Below are 18029 nucleotides of genomic sequence, written 5' to 3'. Positions count from 1 at the left end.
TTTATGACAAAAAAAGAAAAGATACATCAGAAAGTAACAGAGTATTGCCAACTCTGTTAAGTGGAGGTTTGAACTTTGAAAAAGAGACTAATTCATCACGGGAGCTAAGCGGCTCCTGTGCTTTCAAATATATCTTAAAAACTATTATTAATTAGCGGCAAAATGTATGCCGCTAATATTTAGCTAAAAAAGTTAACCACATTGAAGCTCTGGTTGCTTGTGAGTGGTTTGAGAGTTTTCTTTTGAAGCAGATTTATACTTGGTTAGCTGTATGTTTTTCTTCCATGTAGGCCAACTATCAACGACTTGTTTTGCTCTTGTAATGTTTTTCTCTGTGCTAGTCATTTTTATTTTCCTTCGCTGATTCTTTAATTTCATCAAGCTGCTCTATTAACATAACCTCTGCATCTAAATAAGACAAGGGAGTCATAGGAACTCGTAGCTCTGAGTCTCTCCGGTTCCATTCTTTTAACAGACCATTTTCCTTACGTTTCAACTTCCTGCCACTGCTCAAATTCATTGAAAATAAATCAACAAACCTTCTTGGCCCTATGCCAACAAATGGTTCAAACATCACTTTTTCTGACTCACCTGGGCTGCCTTCAGCATTGATAGAGTCATTGTGAAGTATAGTCGCAAAGCTCTTTGGATACGGTTCTATATATAAAACTCTTTTCACGCCGGAAGCTACAATGTGTTTAGCACAATTATGACAAGGGTAAGTTGTTGTATATAAATTAGCATCTCTAGTCGAAATTCCATTTCTTGCTGAGGATAAAAGTGCTTCCATCTCAGCATGAACAGCTCGTCCATACTCGGTAATATCTAATAGCCCCGTGTCTTTAAGCTTCTTTTTGCCTTCTTTTAATAACTCCTCGTCAGTTGTTTCTTCAGGGTTACTAAACTTTTTCATGATGTTTAATATGATTTTATTTTTTTGCTCTTCGTTTGAGTCTTTACCTAATTCATAGTCTCTATTATCTTCACCATCAACAGGCCAATATAAGCCACCTCCTGATTTGGGCACATCATTAGCACCTGTAGCTAAAATATCTGACTCTTGATTAGTTAAAACAGCTCCCACTTGTCTAGATAAATCGGCAGAGCGAAGAGATGCAGCATATGCCATAAACATCGCATATTCATCAGCTGTCGGTGGGACTACGGGTTTGGAATATAATAAGTCGAGCGTTCTGCCTATTTGTGTCGATAATGAATGTGCGTCATCTGATGTCACAAAGGCATCAGCTATTTGGAATACATCTCTTGTACTTTGTCCAAATGAATCGGATTCTTTATCGTCCCTTTCAATTAACCTTTCCAGCTCTTCTTCAGGAACTCCTTTTTCATCTTTTAAGTAGCGCTTCCTGCTTTCTATACTAGAAGATATGCCTAAAAGGATGAAGCCTGGGCCGTAGACTTGCCTCAACGTTTCAACTTCATCAGGATGCTTAAGTGATCTAATAATATGAACGTGTCTCGGCAATGGTTCAGGTGTTTCACCCAAGCGCTTTTTATTAATTTCATTTATTGCTAATAGCGCAAATAAATCCCCTCGTTCACTTTTTTGTCTTAGGGCATTACCCGTATTCATGGCAGTATCTAAACGGCTTTGCTCAGTGTAAGGGCCTGTCGCAATACCTTGAAATTCCTTTGCAACTTGAGAAAGGTGAATATAGTTAACTTCGTATCTGAATTGATTGAAATATGAAACGAAGCGGTTATGTACATCATCTAAATTAACACCAACGGGAGCAACTAACCCGATAACTATTTCACAGTCGTTTGAAAAGTTCTCAATTTGCATCTTATGTCCTTATTATTGTAATGCGGCCAATACTTGGCGGAAGCTGTCTAAGCCTGCTTCCATGTTTTCAATTATCTCTCCTGCTAATACTTCCGGGTCAGGCAGGTTTTCTAAGTCGGTTAGCGATTTATCTTTTAGCCAGAAAATATCTAAGCTAGTTTTATCACGCGCTAAAATTTCTTCGTGAGTGTATTTACGCCAACGACCTTCAGGGTTTGTTTCTTCGTTCCATGTTTCTGTTCGGTCATGTCTGTTCCCAGGGTTATAACAATCAACAAATTCTTGAAGGTCAACCATTGTCATTGGCTTTTTCTTCAAGGTGTGATGAACATTGGTACGATAATCGAAGAACCAGATGTCTTTTGTCCATGCGTCTTTTTGTGCAGGCTTGTTGTCGAAGAATAAGACATTCGCCTTTACACCGTTTGCGTAGAAGATACCCGTTGGTAGACGTAAAATCGTATGAAGCTCAGTGCTCTCCATCAACTTCTTACGAACGGTTTCACCCGCACCACCTTCAAACAATACGTTATCAGGTAAAACCACAGCAGCACGGCCAGTTGTTTTTAACATGCTGCGTATGTGCTGAACGAAGTTTACCTGTTTGTTTGAAGTAGTCGCCCAGAAGTCTTGTCGGTTGTAGGTTAGATCGTCTTTTTCTTGTTCACCTTCTTCATTGGTAAACGTCATGCTGCTTTTCTTACCAAACGGAGGGTTAGCAAGAACCATGTCCACTGTGCGTGAAGGTTGCGATATTAATGAATCATCTCCACTAACAAGGCTGTCACCGTCAATTTCACCAATGTTGTGTAAAAACATGTTCATTAAACATAGACGGCGAGTATTGGCGACAATTTCGTTGCCAAAGAATGTTTCATTTTTAAGAAATGCTTTTTGCTGTTTATCTAACTTGTAGTTTTTAGGGTCAGTAATAAAATCATAGGCATGTAAGAAAAATCCGCCTGTGCCACATGCCGGATCAGCAATAGTTTGATTTGGTGCTGGTCTCATACATAAAACTATCGTTTTGATCAGGTCGCGAGGAGTAAAGTATTGTCCTGCGCCTGACTTTGTATCCTCGGCGTTCTTTTCTAATAAGCCTTCATAGATGGTGCCTTTAGTGTCAGACCCCATCATCACCCAATTTACATCATCAACCATTTCAACTAAGCGTTTCAGTTTCGAAGGGTCTTGGATGTAGTTTTGCGCCTTAGTAAATATCTGCCCTAACATACCAGGTTTTTTAGCTAGCTCTCTCAATGTAGTTACATAATGCACCTCAAGATCCGAGCCAGTTTCATTTTTAAGGCTCTGCCAATTGTACTCTTCAGGGATACCGACATCTCGGCTATAAGGTGGCTTGCTGTACTCATCTGCCATTTTAAGGAAGATCAGATAAGTCAATTGAGTAAGGTAGTCACCGTAGCCGACACCATCATCACGTAAGGTGGTACAAAAACTCCAAACTTTAGATACTATACTTTGTGCGTTCATTCTTTTCACTTAATTCTTTTTTGAGATAGTCGCATATTTATGAATACTCATGTTTAACGCGACCTATCGTAATATTATGTTTTCGCTTTTTTAGCTGCCGCTTTCGCTTTTCTGGCAGCCGCCTTTTCTGCTTTCTCTTTCTCAGCTAGTTCTGCTTTTTCAATCGCTATTTTCTTCAATAGCTCGATAGCTGGTTCATCATTGGGGTCTTGAGAGACTAGTTGTCCTGAGAATGCTTTCTTTAGAATTGATTGTCTTAAGGCTTCTGATTTTCTTTCAGACTCAATAAGTTCTGCTTCTATTTTGTCAATAAAAGAGAAGCAGTCATCTAATTTCAAAATTATTTCTTTCTGCTCTTGAAAGCATGGAACAGGCACTGGAAACATGCTCAATACCGTCTTATTGATAGAAGCTAAGTTAGTTGTCTGCTTCCCCCCCTTTTCAAAATAATCTCTTCCAAAGGTATTACCCCAGTGAGAGATAAACTTGGCGTGGTATTCTGTTGGAATGTATGTAGATGCACGGAAAACATGATTCTGAGTGATGCATGGGGATACTTGGTCTTCCCAAATCCAGCCTCTACCTAATTTATCTCTATCCCCACCCTCATTAAATAACACATCCCACTTTTTGAGCCTTAGATCTTTAAGTTTACTTTTTTCAACGGGCATTTCTTTTATTTCGTCTAAAATCAATTGCCCTCGCTGAACATTTGCGACACGAAGATAAGAAACGTCTATCGGCTCTTCCAGTTTCCTGCTTTTACTTACTGACATTCCTGAGCCTACAAAAGATATGTGCGCAAGTCGTTCATAAGCCCACTCTTTAGGAATATCAGGTAACAATTCAAGCTCAGAAAACTCTATTGCAGGTAAATCTTTTGGCTTTGAAGGTTTAGTTGGCTTTTTGCCTTCTTTGCCGTCAGCTTCCCATTGTTCTACTTCTTGTTTCCAATCATTGAGCTGCCGTTGATAACGAGATTCTCGTTCTTGTTGAATGCGAATAAGAAGCTGTTCCGGCGATTCAAGCTTATCTGCATTACTGGCACGCCATTCTTCGGTTAATTTGCCTTCAAAAGCATGTTTTAACAACGCTTGGCGATAAACAGCAAGTTGTGCCTTAGCGGTTTTTAGACATTCAATTCCTTTATCTAATTCAGAGAATAGCTCTTCTATTTTTTCAACAATACGGATTTGTTCATTTTCTGGTGGAATGCCAATAAGCTCTTTAGCAACCCACTGGTAATGTCGTGCATACCCTTTATCTTTGATTGATATCGCTAGATATTGGGTGAAATAAAATAAAAGCTTCGGTGTAATTGCTCCACTAGGCTGAAGAACTTTTACGCCATCAGCTCCGGCCACAAAGGGATTATTGATTGATTTAACAGTCCTAGTGTGATCTCCAAAAACCAAGATAGGGAAGTTTGCATCTATGACTTTTTCTTCATCGTTACAATACCCACTACAATCTTCTTTACCTTGATCTATAACTGGATATTTCCCTGATACTTCATACTGTTTCTGATTAACTTTTTTCCCATTTGTAGAAATAGTTGTAACTATATTTGCATAGTCATCTATCTCCCAACCAACAGGTAAGTTATTTTTATTTAAGTCACTCACTAAGCTACTAACTCACTATTTAATTCATCTATAATTTTATTCATATCATCACCAAAGAGTTGATACATCTTGCCTAAACCACCTTGTGCATCAAATGGTGACATTTCCAGATCATCTAATTCAAAATGGAATGAATTAACAAAGTGTTCACGGATCATATGTAGCCACGCCATTTGTTCTTTAGTGAACTTTTGGTTGCTACCTGAGTGGTGCTTCATGATCCACGTTTGGAAATTCTTGCTGACGGTGGTATTAAAGGTCGAGAGTTTATCATCAATGCCTACTACACGGCGAATTAATGCGACTAAAGCGGTTAACTCATTAATTGGCTTATTACCCTGTTCTTTTTTATTGTCAGGGTCTTCGAGTAATTCATACGCTTGCCATACATTTAGTGGGGCTAGTTTAGGTTTATCTGATTTGAGTTTTTCGAGCACTTCTTTGACCATATCAAAGGTGATTTCACGACGACGATGTGGTTGGTCGTAGAATATTTCCAACGCGGTAATCTCATCTTTGTTTTGCTCTAGATATTCAACGAACTCTTTGCAAATATCTGATGCTTGTTCAGTGGTCGCCTTTTCCCAATCGGCTATTTGTACTTCATCAATGTTGTCATGATCGATCTTTTGGTCTTTATCTCGGCGGATGGTATCGATAAGCTCAATTAACTCGCCGTTAAAGACATTGGCAGCTTTACTTACCATCTCAGCCTGAGCTTTGTTGCGATTATCTTCGCCTGGGTCTGTGCCTTTTGGCTGTTTTGCCAGTATTATCGCTTGCTCTTCTACTTTGTCGCCATCAATGGCCGAGAATAAATCAACTACCATTTGAGTAATTGAGACACCACCCGATACCTTTTCAATTCGCTTCTTATCATCGGCATCTAGCTGCTTGTTCAATCGTGCTAACCTGCCTGCAAGTGAACTTACAGAGTCAGTATCACTAGCCCCCATCATAATGCCCATAGCCAAATCTTTGAGTGGTACAGATGGTTTAGTGATTAAAGGCTGACTCGCTGTTTTAAGTGATTTAGTAACGCCAATTGCATCAACAATAACATAGTGCGTTTTTGCAGACTTTGCATCTGGCGTTACCTTGATTAATTCATCATGGTCAAAAGTGCGTGTTCCGCGACCTTTCATTTGCTCGAAATAGTTTCGACTTTTAACATCTCTCATGAACACAAGGCACTCAAGTGGTTTTATATCTGTACCTGTTGCTATCATATCCACGGTCACTGCAATGCGAGGTTCGTATAAATTTCTAAAGCTAGAGAGTACCGATTTAGGATCTTCACCTTGCTCGATAATATTACCGTCTTTATCTGTTTTATCTTTCTTTACACGGTAGGTGATTTTTTTACAAAAAGAATTACCTTCGTCAAACTCTTCTCGAACCGTTTGAATAATATCGTCAGCATGGCTGTCGGTTTTTGCAAAGATTAATGTTTTAGGCACATGCTCTCTATCAGGGAAAATGATAGGTAAGCTCTCTTTGAAGGTTTTTATGACTGTACGAATTTGGCTAGGGTTTACGATATCTTTATCAAGCTGTTTTGCACTGTACTTTTCGTCTTCATCTTGTTGCTCCCAGCGCTTTTTACGGGTCACACGTTCACGGTGCTCTACTTGCTGTTTAGCTTGTAACGTTTCACCTTCTTTGGTAATTCTGGTTTGAATGGTAAAAACTTCATTACCTACGTTAACACCATCAGCAACAGCTTTTTCGTGACTGTAGTCACTGACAATGTTTTGCTTAAAGAAACCATAAGTGCGGTTATCGGGGGTTGCTGTTAAGCCAATCAGGAAAGCATCAAAGTAATCTAATACTTGTTGCCATAAGTTATAGATTGAGCGGTGGCATTCATCGATAAAAATGAAATCAAAATGCTCTATAGGTACTTTAGGGTTGTAAACAACAGGAACTGGCTCTTTAGGCTTGGTAAGTTGCTCAGCAGGGTTTTGCTCTTCTAATGTCTCGTCTAATTCTTCGTCTTTTAAAATGGAGTACATTCGCTGGATGGTACTGATACACACCTCAGCATCTTTAGGCACAAACTTTGACTTTAAGCGCTGTACGACATGCAGTTCGGTAAACTTACGGGTGTCGTCACTTGGCGTAAAGTTAAGCATTTCTTGCTCAGCTTGCTCACCCAAGTTTTTAGTATCTACTAAAAAGAGAATACGCTTACCCTTGGCATGTTTAAGAATGCGATACATGGATGTAATAGCGGTATAAGTTTTACCAGCGCCAGTTGCCATTTGGATAAGCGCTCTCGGCCTCGCTTTTTGAAGCGAGTCTTCAAGGTTTGTTATTGCTGTTTCTTGGCAATCACGCAGCCCTAAATCTTTTGCAGGTAGCTTTGCTGGATTTAACGGTGGAATATCTTGAAGACGAGCACGAAGAGAGTTTCCTTGTTCAACCCATACTTTTAGCGTTTCAGGTCGATGAAAACTAAAAACTTCACGGGAGCGAGGCTTAGGATCTCTGCCATCCGTAAAACGTGTAATAACACCTGTGCTTTCATATAAAAAAGGTAGTGGCTCACTATTGTTGACCCATTTAAGCTTTGCGTTAGCGTAGCCTTCGGTTTGGTCTTCAACGGAAGTGATTTTCTCACCTGCTTCTTCTCGTTTAGCTTCGATAACCCCAACGGCTTTTTTATCAACAAAAAGAACATAATCGGCGGGGCCTACATCTGTCTGGTATTCACGAATAGCTTGACCGATACCGTCATTCAAGTTAATTTTGGTTTTATCTTGAACAGTCCAACCTGCAAGTTTTAGCATTTCATCGATTTTATCGCGTGCTATTTGTTCTGCGTTTTGATTTACCAACTTTACTCTCCCTAGTTTTGCTCGAAGCTTAGCTTTATTAATTGCTTTGCTATATCCAGCTCTTCAATATTTCGGACGATAACCTCTAGATCACCAGTTCCCCAATGCCCTTTACCTCTAACATCACTGACGATACCATTTTTAAGCTCTACCGATTCAGGATTTAAGTTTAAATAAATTCTCAATGAAGGGTCTTGTAAAGGTGCCCATACTTGAACGCTCGCGAAATTTTTGATTTTCTTCAGTGCTGTGTAGAACTTTAGTTCCTTGCGTTGCACGTCGTCACCGAGTGATAAGCCAAATTCACAAATATGCTCATAAAGCTTTAAAAGGTCTTCACTAGCGGCAGCGATTCGATTCTGATGGTAATCCTTCCGTTCTTTTTTTGAAGTTTCTTGAACTGTCTTTTCCTGTAGTGCGGCAGCTGCGGGGTTAGAAAAGTAACGGTTAGATGAGTGGCTGTTTACCAATTCTAATAAAAACAAATCTTCTCCGAAATATTTGTATCTCATCAGCTCAATGTTTTTATCAATTTGTTTTATCGCGTGTTCATCATACTTGGTAAAGTCAGTAGCGATACAAATTAAACGTGCACCTTCCCATTCAAGATTGTCAGCAGCTTCACTGCTGAGTTTGTCCATTACGAGTAACTTGAATTCAGCCTTATGATCAATAAGCCAATCATAATAAAACAGTCCTTGATTAATTACATTTTCATTGGTGTGCCGTTTGTATTCTATGATGACTGGACAGCCATTTTCATCTACACCAAGTGAATCTATTCTGCCACCGTTTGAGGTAGTAAATTCTGAAGCAAGGAACTTTACATTCAGGAAGGTTTCCATTTGTGACTCAACGAGCTGCTGCAAGTCTTTCTCAAGCTTAGCTTGTGTTCGCACTAATTCTAGTGCAGTTCCTTTTGCTTGGTCTAGTTTGAATAACTTTATATCGCTCATTTGCGTCCTGCATAAAAACTCTCAGAAATTAGAGTCTTAATATAAATAAAATGGATATAAAATTCACTAATAAATTACTATTCATTTGATCTTGCTTTAAAAAACTGCCAAGTTTTTAACACACAGGTTAACGTGTAACCTCAATATTTAGATTTTGAATAAATTGCGCCACTTGATTCCTGTTCCGAAACTCAGGTTTAATCGATTATTGCCTACGAAGTTGATTCACAACTAACTAGGAGAACATTATGACTTCAAAAGTAAATGCAAAGCCATCAACACCAATAACACCACAAGCGGCACAACGAATTCAAAGCGCTACAGCTAGAGCAAATGGCGGCAGTGTGCCTAAAGGCAGTTTTGCGGCACGAGCAACTAGTAGCGCCGCAAAAAATAGTAAATAATGGCGAGGGGCATTGCCCCTCTTTCAAAAGGAATTTTTTAGGGTTTAAATTAATGACGACTATCAATGAGTCTTATCCAAACATTGGGTATGTTTTAAATCGTCTGGCTGATATTGCCGACACCAAGTCATTGGCTACTAAGGGAAAGAGCCGTTTTCGCAAGGAAGAAGACTTAGCATCTAGAAAGTCTATAGATCCAACACTGATTGGAGAGTCAGTGCGACACTTATTTTATGAACCAATCTCCAAAGTTGTTACAGATAGTTTCGCACAGTTTTTCTCCGACAGTATTTGGATGGGGTTAAATAACTACGTCGAGATCATTAAGCGTGCGCCAATGGAAGGAGTAGCACAAGAAAAAGTTGCTTATATGCTAAATAAGCACCTAGTAGTTGAAACACTTGCCAGTATCATTTGGAAAGTAGGTGTTAATCAAATGCCAACCAATACAGTGCCTAGCTTTTATTGTGATAATTACCCTATCAAAGCCCTAATCGCTTTTTATGAAAGCCAACAAACACTTCCTGAAAACGATATAAAGCGATTCTTTGAAGGCACTGACAGGACAGTTCGAAAATGGCGAAGTGGTGAAGAACTTCCTAATATAGGTAACCTAACTCTGCTGGCTCAGTGGACATCGTTATCAAATTCAGATGCAATTGATGAAGATAAGGAAACCTTGTTTTTGACAAGGTTCATAGATTCATTTCATAGAAAAACACACCATCAATTTGTAAACGATTTAAAAGATGCTGTCGTTTGGCGGTTGCAGCATAATCAAGAGCCTACATTAGATTTTGGACAAGTATTTCATCAGTTTTATATCAATGAGATAAGCTCAGCGAATCTATATAAACTATCTGCTGAAGGTAATAAGCTACACAAGTTGTTAAAGCGTTCTTCAATTAAACCGCTGGGCAGCCTTGTTGATTATTCAACACGCTTAGCTTCCTTACAAAAATCTATTGAAGAGCATAACCTGAATGATGAGTTGCAATACCATCAAGACTGGCTCAAGGGACGATTACTGGTACTAAGTGGTGAAATAGAAAAAGCACTTGAACACTACGTTAGTGCTGTAGAGTCATCACTGTATAAATCAGGTGAAAACATTCATAATTTATTAAAAGAAGCGCTAGCCGTTGCCGCAATCCAACATAAACCTCGCAAAACAACCATGAAAAAACTAAAAAGCCGAGCATTGACGTTTTGCCCCAAGATTATAAATCCACACCTTAGAGAGTTACCAGTAAAGATTGGCAATGAAGATATTGAAGACTGGAAGTTATGGTTTGTAATGCGCTTTCCAAAATCGGGGTGGTTTGATGAAGGAAAGTCATTACTTATGAAGCGGATGGAAGAACTTGAACTTAAGGAAATAGCAGAAAAATGTGGATGAAACGTTTTTAACTAGCGTTGCAATATGTGATAGCAGAAACTTTGCTAAACGTCTGTGGTTGGTGAAACTAAAACCCGCAAAGAGCGATTAATTCCCCTTACAGAGTCTCTAAATATTGTTGAGGTCATCATAAAAGGAGAAGCAATTGAAAGACACTCAACAAAACCGATTTGGCGTAAGTTATGGGCTGCACGTGATCAGTCACTGGCTCACCGAGTTAGGTCGCGTATTTATCTTTGCGACAACCGCAGCAATTATACTGTCATTTGTTAATCAAGAAGGGCTATCAACCTTCCGTATAATATTGGCACTAGTATTTGGTGGCGCAATGATGTTAGTTGGCATAGCATTGGAGCATTGGCTATTTAAACAGAAGTTTGAATCGCTAAATCTATAACGTGCGCATTAAAATATTAAGCTTATACATATTAAGCACTGCCCATGCAGTGCTTATTTTTTTGATTCTTTAAACTCTTTGCGAAAAGCACCTGGCAGCATGTGCTCCTGTATCAGTATGTTTTCTCGTATAAAGCTAATTTTTTCAGTTTCAGTGAGCCTAGCTTTAAAAGAATGCTCTAGCAAAAAGAGTGGCATCAGTTCATGGCGTTTAAGCTTTTTATAAGCAGCTCTTCCTGCACCAACTCTTTGAATAAAGGCTTCAAGGGCGTATTCAACAATCATTTCTTTTGAAACGCGATATTGTTTGCACCACCCAGCCAAGTCATCAACTAAACTCTGCGGCATTCGAATTGAGTAGTGCTGGTTCACTCCCTCTTGGTCTAAAGTTTTCTTTTTCTGCTTAAACCATGCGGCAACCATTGGTGAGTTTGGCCTTAGTTGGTAATAGTTACGTTTAAAGAAATCAAGTTCATGTTGTACTAAAAAGCCCCCCCAATCAGCATGTTTAATACACAATATATTGGCTATTTCTGTGTATTTGTCTGTAGTTTTTCTATTTATTTTAAATTTTCTTGAAGATTCTGACATATAGATACCAGCACTTACGTCAATTGACGTAAAAAGTTGTTATGACTAATTATTTCGAAATAGTTTTCAAACAAACATGAAAAAACGGCACTATTTCGTAAAGCGAAGTAGGTAAGCCGTAAAAAAAACATTTAAAACGACAAAAGAGTACCATTTAAAAAATCTTTTTAAAACATAACTCATTTTTACCCCTCTTTATTATCAATTAGTTACATAAAGTTACTGTATAAAAATAAGACTACATCCGAGTGTTTACTGTACAGCTTTACAAGTAGCTCATACCTTTTTTAAAGTGCTGAAAAAGAGAGAGGTTTGATGACTATTTCATCCATTCATCAACTTGATATTTATACAAGCCCAACCTTTAATTATAGCTAAGATTGATTTTTAGCCAAAAAATCTTGGGCATTTTCAACTAAATTTTTTTGAGGCGAACATGAAGGGTAAAAAAAAATTCAACAAACACCGTTCAAAACACACCATTAACTTTTACAGTGTTAAAAATGGCTGTCATATCTGGTGTGAGTCGTTTCTCGAACGCAAATACGGGATAACGCTCGAATTTGAAGAGTCTATCCATCAATATGCTTCCCAACCAGAATCATTTAGTGTGTATGGAAGACGTTATACTCCTGACTTTTTGGTTGAATATAAATCCGGCCATGCCGAATATGTAGAAATCAAACACACCCATTATATGAATGATGAATTCTTTGAACGTCACCAGCTTAGGAAACGAGTCATTTATATGTTAACAGGGCTTGAACTGGTTCTAAGGAGTGAGCTTGATGTTGACAGCATTGAGGTAGAAAACTACGAACTACTCATGGGCTACAAGACTCTTGACGTCAATCATTTACAGCCCGTTATCTGTAACTTACCAAAAAGAACAAAACTGTCTCGACTTGAAAAGTTAGTATCTAATTTGCCTGGTGGCTCACGAGCGCACGCTTGGTCACTCGTCGCACAACAACACTTTTATTTTGACACGTCAAAGCCTTTTAACGCAGAAACGACATTGATGAGGAAGAAGTAATGTATCAGCCACCTGTGGTCGGTGACACCTTCATCGATATTGAACAGCGTAAATTTAATCTAGCATATTATGATGAGCTGCAAGCATTACTAAACCCTAACCCGATGTTAGGTTCGGAAACTGGCTTGCACTTAACCCAAGATGACTTTCGCTCGAAAATAGACAGCGGTGAATTACGACCAGCATACGCCATAACACACGACAATAACGAGCTGACAGCATCACAAAAAAAAGAACTGAAAAAGCGAGAGCCTTACATTACCGAGTTAGCAACATTGGTGCATGATGGCTATAAACCTACCGTTGACAAGACCATCGATAAGCTCAAACAGATTGTTCATGGCAAGTACCACATCGGCACCGAAAAACACGGCAATAGCACTATTGCACGTTGGTGGAAACAATATCGAGAAGCAGAATTTAATCTCAAAAAGTCAATTGCTCCGAGAAAGAGCCAACCCAAGCGAACCAATACGGCCACGGAAAACTTCCTCAACCGATTTTTTACTGACACCTGGGTAAAAGGCAACATTGAAAACATAGCGAGAGGCTACTCAAGTTATTCTAAAGCAGTTTTAAAAGCTCAGACGCAAAATGACGCTATTGAACAGGTTAGCGAACGAACGTTTAGCAGACGCATTGAAGGACTTAATGCATTTAATATCATTTTAAACTCTGGAAACTACAGCGAAGTTAAAAAAGCACTACGTACATTATCCAAGAAAATAAAAACCACTCATGTGCTTGAGCGAGTAGAAATGGACCGGATGTCACTTAACTTGGCTCTTATTGACGAAGAAGGTAAACCAACGGGCAACGTCAGCATCTATATTGCCATTGACTGCCACTCACGCTACCCGCTGAGTGTTACATTCGAGCTGGGCACCTCTGAGGATACGGAAGGGGTTGTTCGATCATTTAAGCGTATTTTTGAGTCAACCAGTGACCAGCTAAACGCTTGTGGTATTCCTTTTAAAATTATTGTGGATAATGGCAGTGGCTATAAAGCTGAGCAATTCAAACAAATAACCCAACGCTTAGGGTGTGAGTTAATCAAAGCTCCATCGAATGAACCTTGGCGAAAACCTTTTGTTGAGTCTTTCAACAATACGTTGCGGGAAGAATTCTTTAAAGGAGGCGAATTTAAATTACCTGATGGAACAATAACCATAGGTCTTCCAGGTTATAAAGACAAACGCACCCACAAAACAAGTAAGCCGTCGTCTGAAGAAACCATTAAAAAAGCCGCTTCCTTGCCTGTCGAGGAGTTTGCCTCGCTACTGCATGATTACCTCGTTCACTATGTAAACTCAAAGCACTCAAGCCTCAACAACAAAACACCACAACAAGTATGGAACGAGTCAGTTGCTCTAAAGCCTCTCATTCCTGTCAATAAAGAACTGCTCAGTGCTGCTTGCCATTATATAGAGCACAACCCTTCATTAAGCCAGCGAGGTACAGTTCAGGTCAACAAACAGGTTTTTGCGGATGACCGTATAAAGCAATGCTATCTAGATGCAAAAACTCTAGATAAAAACCAAGATATGACGGTTACTGTGAAATCTGACCCAGATGATGGCCGTTGGGTAACAGTCATCGCAGACTTCCCATGTTATGACCACCCTAAAGTATTCGATTTTGTAGAAAACCGAAAGCTATCTGGAAGTGAATTGGAGTACCCACTGTCATTTGAAGAACTTAACACAACATCTGGGACGCCTGAACGGCGAGATATATTCAGTCGTAAAATTGCAAATTTAGTTAAGCAAAAGACAAGATCACTTGGCAGTGGCAAGCCAGTTGCTACTGCAAAAGAAAACTTATCTAAGGGACTATCTACGGCAGAGCGCATTAAGCGAAGTAACCAGAGTTATGCATACAAACCTATCAAAAAGTCGAAGAAGTCCAAAGAGGATAATACACCCTCAGATAAAGGTAATATTAAACGAAAAGTAAGCCCTAATCGCAACGAAGCTCAGCTTGGTTTATGGCAGGACTAGCCAATGTTTAGCCACCCAAGTCTGAGCAAGTGCTTTGAACTAATAGACCAAGTTCATCAGCAAAGTTTTGGTAAAAATTATGGATTACTTTTAACAGGTCTAAGTGGTGTTGGTAAAACGTGTTTAGCCAAGACATATCTAGCACGTTTTCCAACTTTATGTACTCCCGAAGTAACCTACTATCCGGTCATTTATGTAAAGTTAACGGAGACTAAAACAGCTACTGATTTTCTTATACAGGTCGTTAAAGCTCTCACTTCAGTCATAGGTAAAAATGCCAATAAAGCTCATATCGTTCAAGACAGGCTTGCCGTTTTACTTGCCGCGCATCGCGTTCAACTGATCATTATCGATGAAGTACAGGAATGTTTGACGGATATCGACGGAATCACTAGTCAGCGAATGGCTAAGCAAATAGCAGCGCTACTAGATAACAACCCAAAAGTTTCACTTATTTTAATGGGAACGCCAGTCGCCAGCCGATTGTTGAAGCTTAAATATGGCAAATCAACGCACAGATTAAAAGGTGAGGAGCAACTGAGCCGCCGTTTCCTATCTGAACAAAAGCTTTACATAATCCCTTCTCGCTGCGAGTGCTGGCTTTTGTGCTGTAATTACTTTGCCACCGAATTTCGATTTCCGCCATTCACTCTAGACGACAAACCTATACTTAATCGTTTGCATGTCGCAACCGACGGCAGAATTGGGCTGTTAACGAAGCTTTTTGCTATAGCTTCAACCAGTGAGCATAAGAATCTGTTGGCTAAGCTTGAAGATGCTTACCTGTTGGGAATTAATTCATCTGCTTACAATCCTTTTGACACACTTGCCCTAACTGATAAAGACATCGTTGGGATTTTAGATTCGAGGGAATTTGATTAATGTTATCGGTAATGCCTAAACGAATCGCAGATGAAAGTCTAGCAAGCTATCTATTACGCTTGAGCCTTCGAAATGGGTTCACCTCACCGCTCGAATGGCTTGATAAACCAATGTGGAGTGCGGTTACAAAAAATACAATTAGCATCAAACAACGACAGCTATTAAGTGAACTCGTACCCTGTGCTATGAGCACTAGCGACTTAAGCTTAGCACCAAAGCACTCCATACTATTTCTAGATTGTCACACTGATATGCCTCGTATTTGTCCCTATTGTGTAAAGGGCAAAGGATATCTAAAAGAAAAGTGGCGAAACATTGGTAATTTATCATGTGAGCTGCACGGTTGTGTGCTCTGCGATAGCTGTCAAGAATGTGGTGAACAACTCATTTGGTCACCTTTATTATTACAAGGTACTTGTACCAACGAGTTGTGTTTGTGCCCAATAAAAAGCTATCCGATATCTAGCCAAATAAACGAATTATTCATAGATGAAATCTGCGATTGCTTGCTAGCTAGCTTGTTTATTCAAAATCCTTACACAACTGTTTTACCCATTTACCATCACCCATCGGTAAGCGACTTTAACAGTACATTAGAGCAGGGCTTCAACTTCCTCAGTGGCAAAGAAGTATATGACCAATTTATAGAGCGATTAGGTGACGCCATTAGCCCTTTTTCTCAACTTCCAGAAAAATTTCAATTCTTTCCGTTAACACTACTAATACGACACCTCAATGCAGCATGGCCTATAAATAATTGCTACGTTAGCTTTCTCCAAACACCACAAGTATCCTCCAGCTCAAATCGACATATAGAATCATTTATCGTTACTTTTGATAGTGCGATTAAACTTCTTGGCATTACAAAAAAACAGATATTTCACACTTTTCCTGAACTCTCTGCTAAAAAAGTTATACCGCAAAATCAGCAAATAGATATTGCGGCAATAATTAATCGAACCACTATTTCTGTGGCCGATATGTAACTCCAAAGAGTGCCTTTTAGAATTTCAGGTGATCATCAGCATCAATGAGAAAAGCACAATTAGACAGGTCATTTATTGGGCACCCGTAATAGTGGAAAAAAGCACTTTTAGTGACAATTTCCGGCACTATAGGGTAAGAAAGCACTATTATGACTTTCGTGGATTGTTGAAAAGTTGTTCGACCTGGATAAGGAAACTGCAATCTCCATGATACTGGTTTGATTTCTCGACATTTCTTCAAGATAACAAGCTGGTTTGTAATTTATTTCAAATATCAGTATTCAAGGTAATTCCTTGTGAAGTCGAATGCGTTGATTAATTCAACTTGAAGGTAACCATTCTTCCGGTAGGCTGAAACCCGCCTTGGGTTCTCTATTTCTATGCACGCCCCCACCATTTTTACTCTAGCTCCAATATAGTTTGCTCATATAGCTCATATTTGTTACTAATACAGAGGCAATTACGTTTGACGTTATTGCGTAGTAAACGAACTCTAATCAGTACACTGGTAGGGTTACATACAGGGCTATTTTATGAGATTTTTGCAAACAATTCTTACCCGCAGCGGCAGCAAATTTTCCACTGCTCACGTGCGACTAAGTAAGCTACTAGATTCCACTGACTGAGATTCTCAATCCGAAAGTCAATTACCACTGTTTTAGAAGCTTGGTTTGAAAATAGGTAGCAAAGCTAAATTTTGGTGTATTAAGGTGAGTTAACATGAAAGGAGATGGGGGAGAAGCAAACCCAAATTTCCTGTTTAGGAAATTTGGGTAAGTCTGTTATTAGTGAAGACCACTAATATAGTTTGATAGCAGAGTAATTTCTTTGTCAGAAAGCTTAGCTGCAATTTTTTGCATCATACCATTTAGGTCATTGGCACGATCGCCTTCTCTAAATGCTTTTAATTGATTTGCAATATACTCAGCATGTTGCCCTGAAAGTTTAGGGAAACCCGCTAAAGGTAAGCCACTTCCGTCAGGTAAGTGACAAGCAGAACAAGCAGTTAAACCTGTTGTTGCGTTACCCGCTTTATATAACTGACCTGCAACTTTAACTACGTCGACTTCTTCACCTTTTTTGTTTTTGATAAACTCAGGTGTTGAACCCGCTTTCGCTTCTTGAGCCGAGAAGTAGGTTGCTAAATCTTTCATATCTTGCTCTGAAAGTGCAGCGACCATGCCTGACATGATTGCGTTACTTCTGTCGCCAGATTTAAAATCTTTTAATTGTTTAAACAAATAGTCTGCAGATTGTCCGGCTAAAGTTGGGTTAGCTGGGATCATGCTATTACCATCTGCACCATGACAAGCTGCGCATGTTGCTGACTTATTTTTTCCTGCTTCGGCATTGCCTGTAATTGTTGATGCCTGACTTACCGTTGTAAGTCCCACAAACATTGCTAATGCAATTGCTGTTTTCTTCATGGTTCAGTTCTCGTTTGTGTAAATCGTAGATCAATTTATGTTTGAATATTTGATTGTAGTTCTAAATACGCAAAATTTTGGCTATTTTACACGAATAACTTGAAGTAAAAACCTTTGGTGGCAAGTTTCCTTTGATATTACTCAAAAATATCCAAAAATTTTGTATTTGAACTGCTATATTTCGAT

Annotated in this window: 15 protein-coding genes; 7 read left to right on the top strand and 8 right to left on the bottom strand. The window is 39.2% G+C overall.

Going from position 1 to position 18029, the window contains the following annotated elements:
- Nucleotides 1-192: 192 nt before the first annotated feature.
- The 6 genes from XM47_RS19095 to XM47_RS05515 form a co-directional block, all read right to left on the bottom strand.
- Nucleotides 193-345, bottom strand: a complete 153-nt coding sequence (locus XM47_RS19095; RefSeq protein ID WP_154665745.1) for a hypothetical protein — start codon at nt 343-345, stop codon at nt 193-195.
- The gene (locus tag XM47_RS05535) at nt 338-1807 is read right to left on the bottom strand and encodes an anti-phage dCTP deaminase (protein WP_048690599.1); all 1470 of its coding nucleotides are present in this window, start codon (nt 1805-1807) and stop codon (nt 338-340) included. The genes XM47_RS19095 and XM47_RS05535 overlap by 8 nt, the downstream gene beginning before the upstream one ends.
- Before the next feature lie 12 nt (nt 1808-1819).
- Entirely contained in the window at nt 1820-3301 is a 1482-nt protein-coding gene (locus tag XM47_RS05530) for a type I restriction-modification system subunit M (protein WP_048690596.1), read from the bottom strand.
- A gap of 74 nt (nt 3302-3375) precedes the next feature.
- Nucleotides 3376-4926, bottom strand: a complete 1551-nt coding sequence (locus tag XM47_RS05525; RefSeq protein WP_048690594.1) for a restriction endonuclease subunit S — start codon at nt 4924-4926, stop codon at nt 3376-3378.
- Nucleotides 4926-7766, bottom strand: a complete 2841-nt coding sequence (locus XM47_RS05520) for a type I restriction endonuclease subunit R (protein ID WP_245623420.1) — start codon at nt 7764-7766, stop codon at nt 4926-4928. The genes XM47_RS05525 and XM47_RS05520 overlap by 1 nt, the downstream gene beginning before the upstream one ends.
- 11 nt (nt 7767-7777) lie before the next feature.
- Entirely contained in the window at nt 7778-8722 is a 945-nt protein-coding gene (locus XM47_RS05515; protein ID WP_048690592.1) for a DUF5655 domain-containing protein, read from the bottom strand.
- Nucleotides 8723-8970: 248 nt separating this feature from the next.
- Here XM47_RS05515 and XM47_RS18840 point away from each other — a divergent pair, with 248 nt between their 5' ends.
- From XM47_RS18840 to XM47_RS05505, 3 genes are all read left to right on the top strand, one after another.
- Nucleotides 8971-9126, top strand: a complete 156-nt coding sequence (locus XM47_RS18840; protein ID WP_077066488.1) for a hypothetical protein — start codon at nt 8971-8973, stop codon at nt 9124-9126.
- Between the two features lie 52 nt (nt 9127-9178).
- Entirely contained in the window at nt 9179-10525 is a 1347-nt protein-coding gene (locus tag XM47_RS05510) for a hypothetical protein (protein WP_048690590.1), read from the top strand.
- 145 nt (nt 10526-10670) lie between these two features.
- A complete protein-coding gene (locus XM47_RS05505) occupies nt 10671-10922 on the top strand; it encodes a hypothetical protein (protein ID WP_048690588.1) in 252 nt (83 codons plus the stop codon).
- 53 nt (nt 10923-10975) lie between these two features.
- On the opposite strand, the gene XM47_RS05500 is transcribed toward XM47_RS05505, so the two are convergent.
- Nucleotides 10976-11512: a hypothetical protein gene (locus tag XM47_RS05500; RefSeq protein WP_048690587.1), complete on the bottom strand. Its 537-nt coding sequence runs from the start codon at nt 11510-11512 to the stop codon at nt 10976-10978.
- Nucleotides 11513-11948: 436 nt separating this feature from the next.
- Between XM47_RS05500 and XM47_RS05495 the strand changes: the two genes are divergently transcribed.
- From XM47_RS05495 to XM47_RS05480, 4 genes are read left to right on the top strand one after another with little or no spacing between them, the layout of a single operon-like run.
- On the top strand, nt 11949-12548 hold the full coding sequence (locus tag XM47_RS05495; protein ID WP_048690586.1) for a hypothetical protein: 600 nt from the start codon (nt 11949-11951) through the stop codon (nt 12546-12548).
- Complete coding sequence (locus XM47_RS05490) at nt 12548-14548, top strand: DDE-type integrase/transposase/recombinase (RefSeq protein WP_048690584.1); 2001 nt, start codon at nt 12548-12550, stop codon at nt 14546-14548. The genes XM47_RS05495 and XM47_RS05490 overlap by 1 nt, the downstream gene beginning before the upstream one ends.
- A 3-nt stretch (nt 14549-14551) precedes the next feature.
- Nucleotides 14552-15430 carry an ATP-binding protein gene (locus XM47_RS05485; protein ID WP_048690581.1) on the top strand — a complete coding sequence of 293 codons (879 nt, stop codon included), beginning with the start codon at nt 14552-14554 and terminating at the stop codon, nt 15428-15430.
- Nucleotides 15430-16416, top strand: a complete 987-nt coding sequence (locus XM47_RS05480; protein ID WP_048690580.1) for a TniQ family protein — start codon at nt 15430-15432, stop codon at nt 16414-16416. Before XM47_RS05485 ends, XM47_RS05480 begins: the two co-directional genes overlap by 1 nt.
- A 785-nt stretch (nt 16417-17201) precedes the next feature.
- Here XM47_RS05480 and XM47_RS05475 read toward each other — a convergent pair.
- Nucleotides 17202-17843 carry a c-type cytochrome gene (locus XM47_RS05475; RefSeq protein WP_048690578.1) on the bottom strand — a complete coding sequence of 214 codons (642 nt, stop codon included), beginning with the start codon at nt 17841-17843 and terminating at the stop codon, nt 17202-17204.
- Between the last annotated feature and the right edge of the window lie 186 nt (nt 17844-18029).

This window comes from Catenovulum maritimum, from assembly GCF_001050375.1.
In the GTDB taxonomy this organism is placed as follows: Bacteria; Pseudomonadota; Gammaproteobacteria; order Enterobacterales; family Alteromonadaceae; genus Catenovulum; species Catenovulum maritimum.
This window is presented reverse-complemented; position numbering and strand designations above follow the sequence as displayed.

Coding starts and splice junctions, on each gene's coding strand:
- XM47_RS05490 (WP_048690584.1), top strand. CDS start 12,548: ATGTATCAGCCACCTGTGGTCGGTGACACCTTCATCGATATTGAACAG.
- XM47_RS05535 (WP_048690599.1), bottom strand. CDS start 1,807: ATGCAAATTGAGAACTTTTCAAACGACTGTGAAATAGTTATCGGGTTA.
- XM47_RS05515 (WP_048690592.1), bottom strand. CDS start 8,722: ATGAGCGATATAAAGTTATTCAAACTAGACCAAGCAAAAGGAACTGCA.
- XM47_RS05500 (WP_048690587.1), bottom strand. CDS start 11,512: ATGTCAGAATCTTCAAGAAAATTTAAAATAAATAGAAAAACTACAGAC.
- XM47_RS05510 (WP_048690590.1), top strand. CDS start 9,179: ATGACGACTATCAATGAGTCTTATCCAAACATTGGGTATGTTTTAAAT.
- XM47_RS05485 (WP_048690581.1), top strand. CDS start 14,552: ATGTTTAGCCACCCAAGTCTGAGCAAGTGCTTTGAACTAATAGACCAA.
- XM47_RS05475 (WP_048690578.1), bottom strand. CDS start 17,843: ATGAAGAAAACAGCAATTGCATTAGCAATGTTTGTGGGACTTACAACG.
- XM47_RS05495 (WP_048690586.1), top strand. CDS start 11,949: ATGAAGGGTAAAAAAAAATTCAACAAACACCGTTCAAAACACACCATT.
- XM47_RS18840 (WP_077066488.1), top strand. CDS start 8,971: ATGACTTCAAAAGTAAATGCAAAGCCATCAACACCAATAACACCACAA.
- XM47_RS05480 (WP_048690580.1), top strand. CDS start 15,430: ATGTTATCGGTAATGCCTAAACGAATCGCAGATGAAAGTCTAGCAAGC.
- XM47_RS19095 (WP_154665745.1), bottom strand. CDS start 345: ATGACTAGCACAGAGAAAAACATTACAAGAGCAAAACAAGTCGTTGAT.
- XM47_RS05530 (WP_048690596.1), bottom strand. CDS start 3,301: ATGAACGCACAAAGTATAGTATCTAAAGTTTGGAGTTTTTGTACCACC.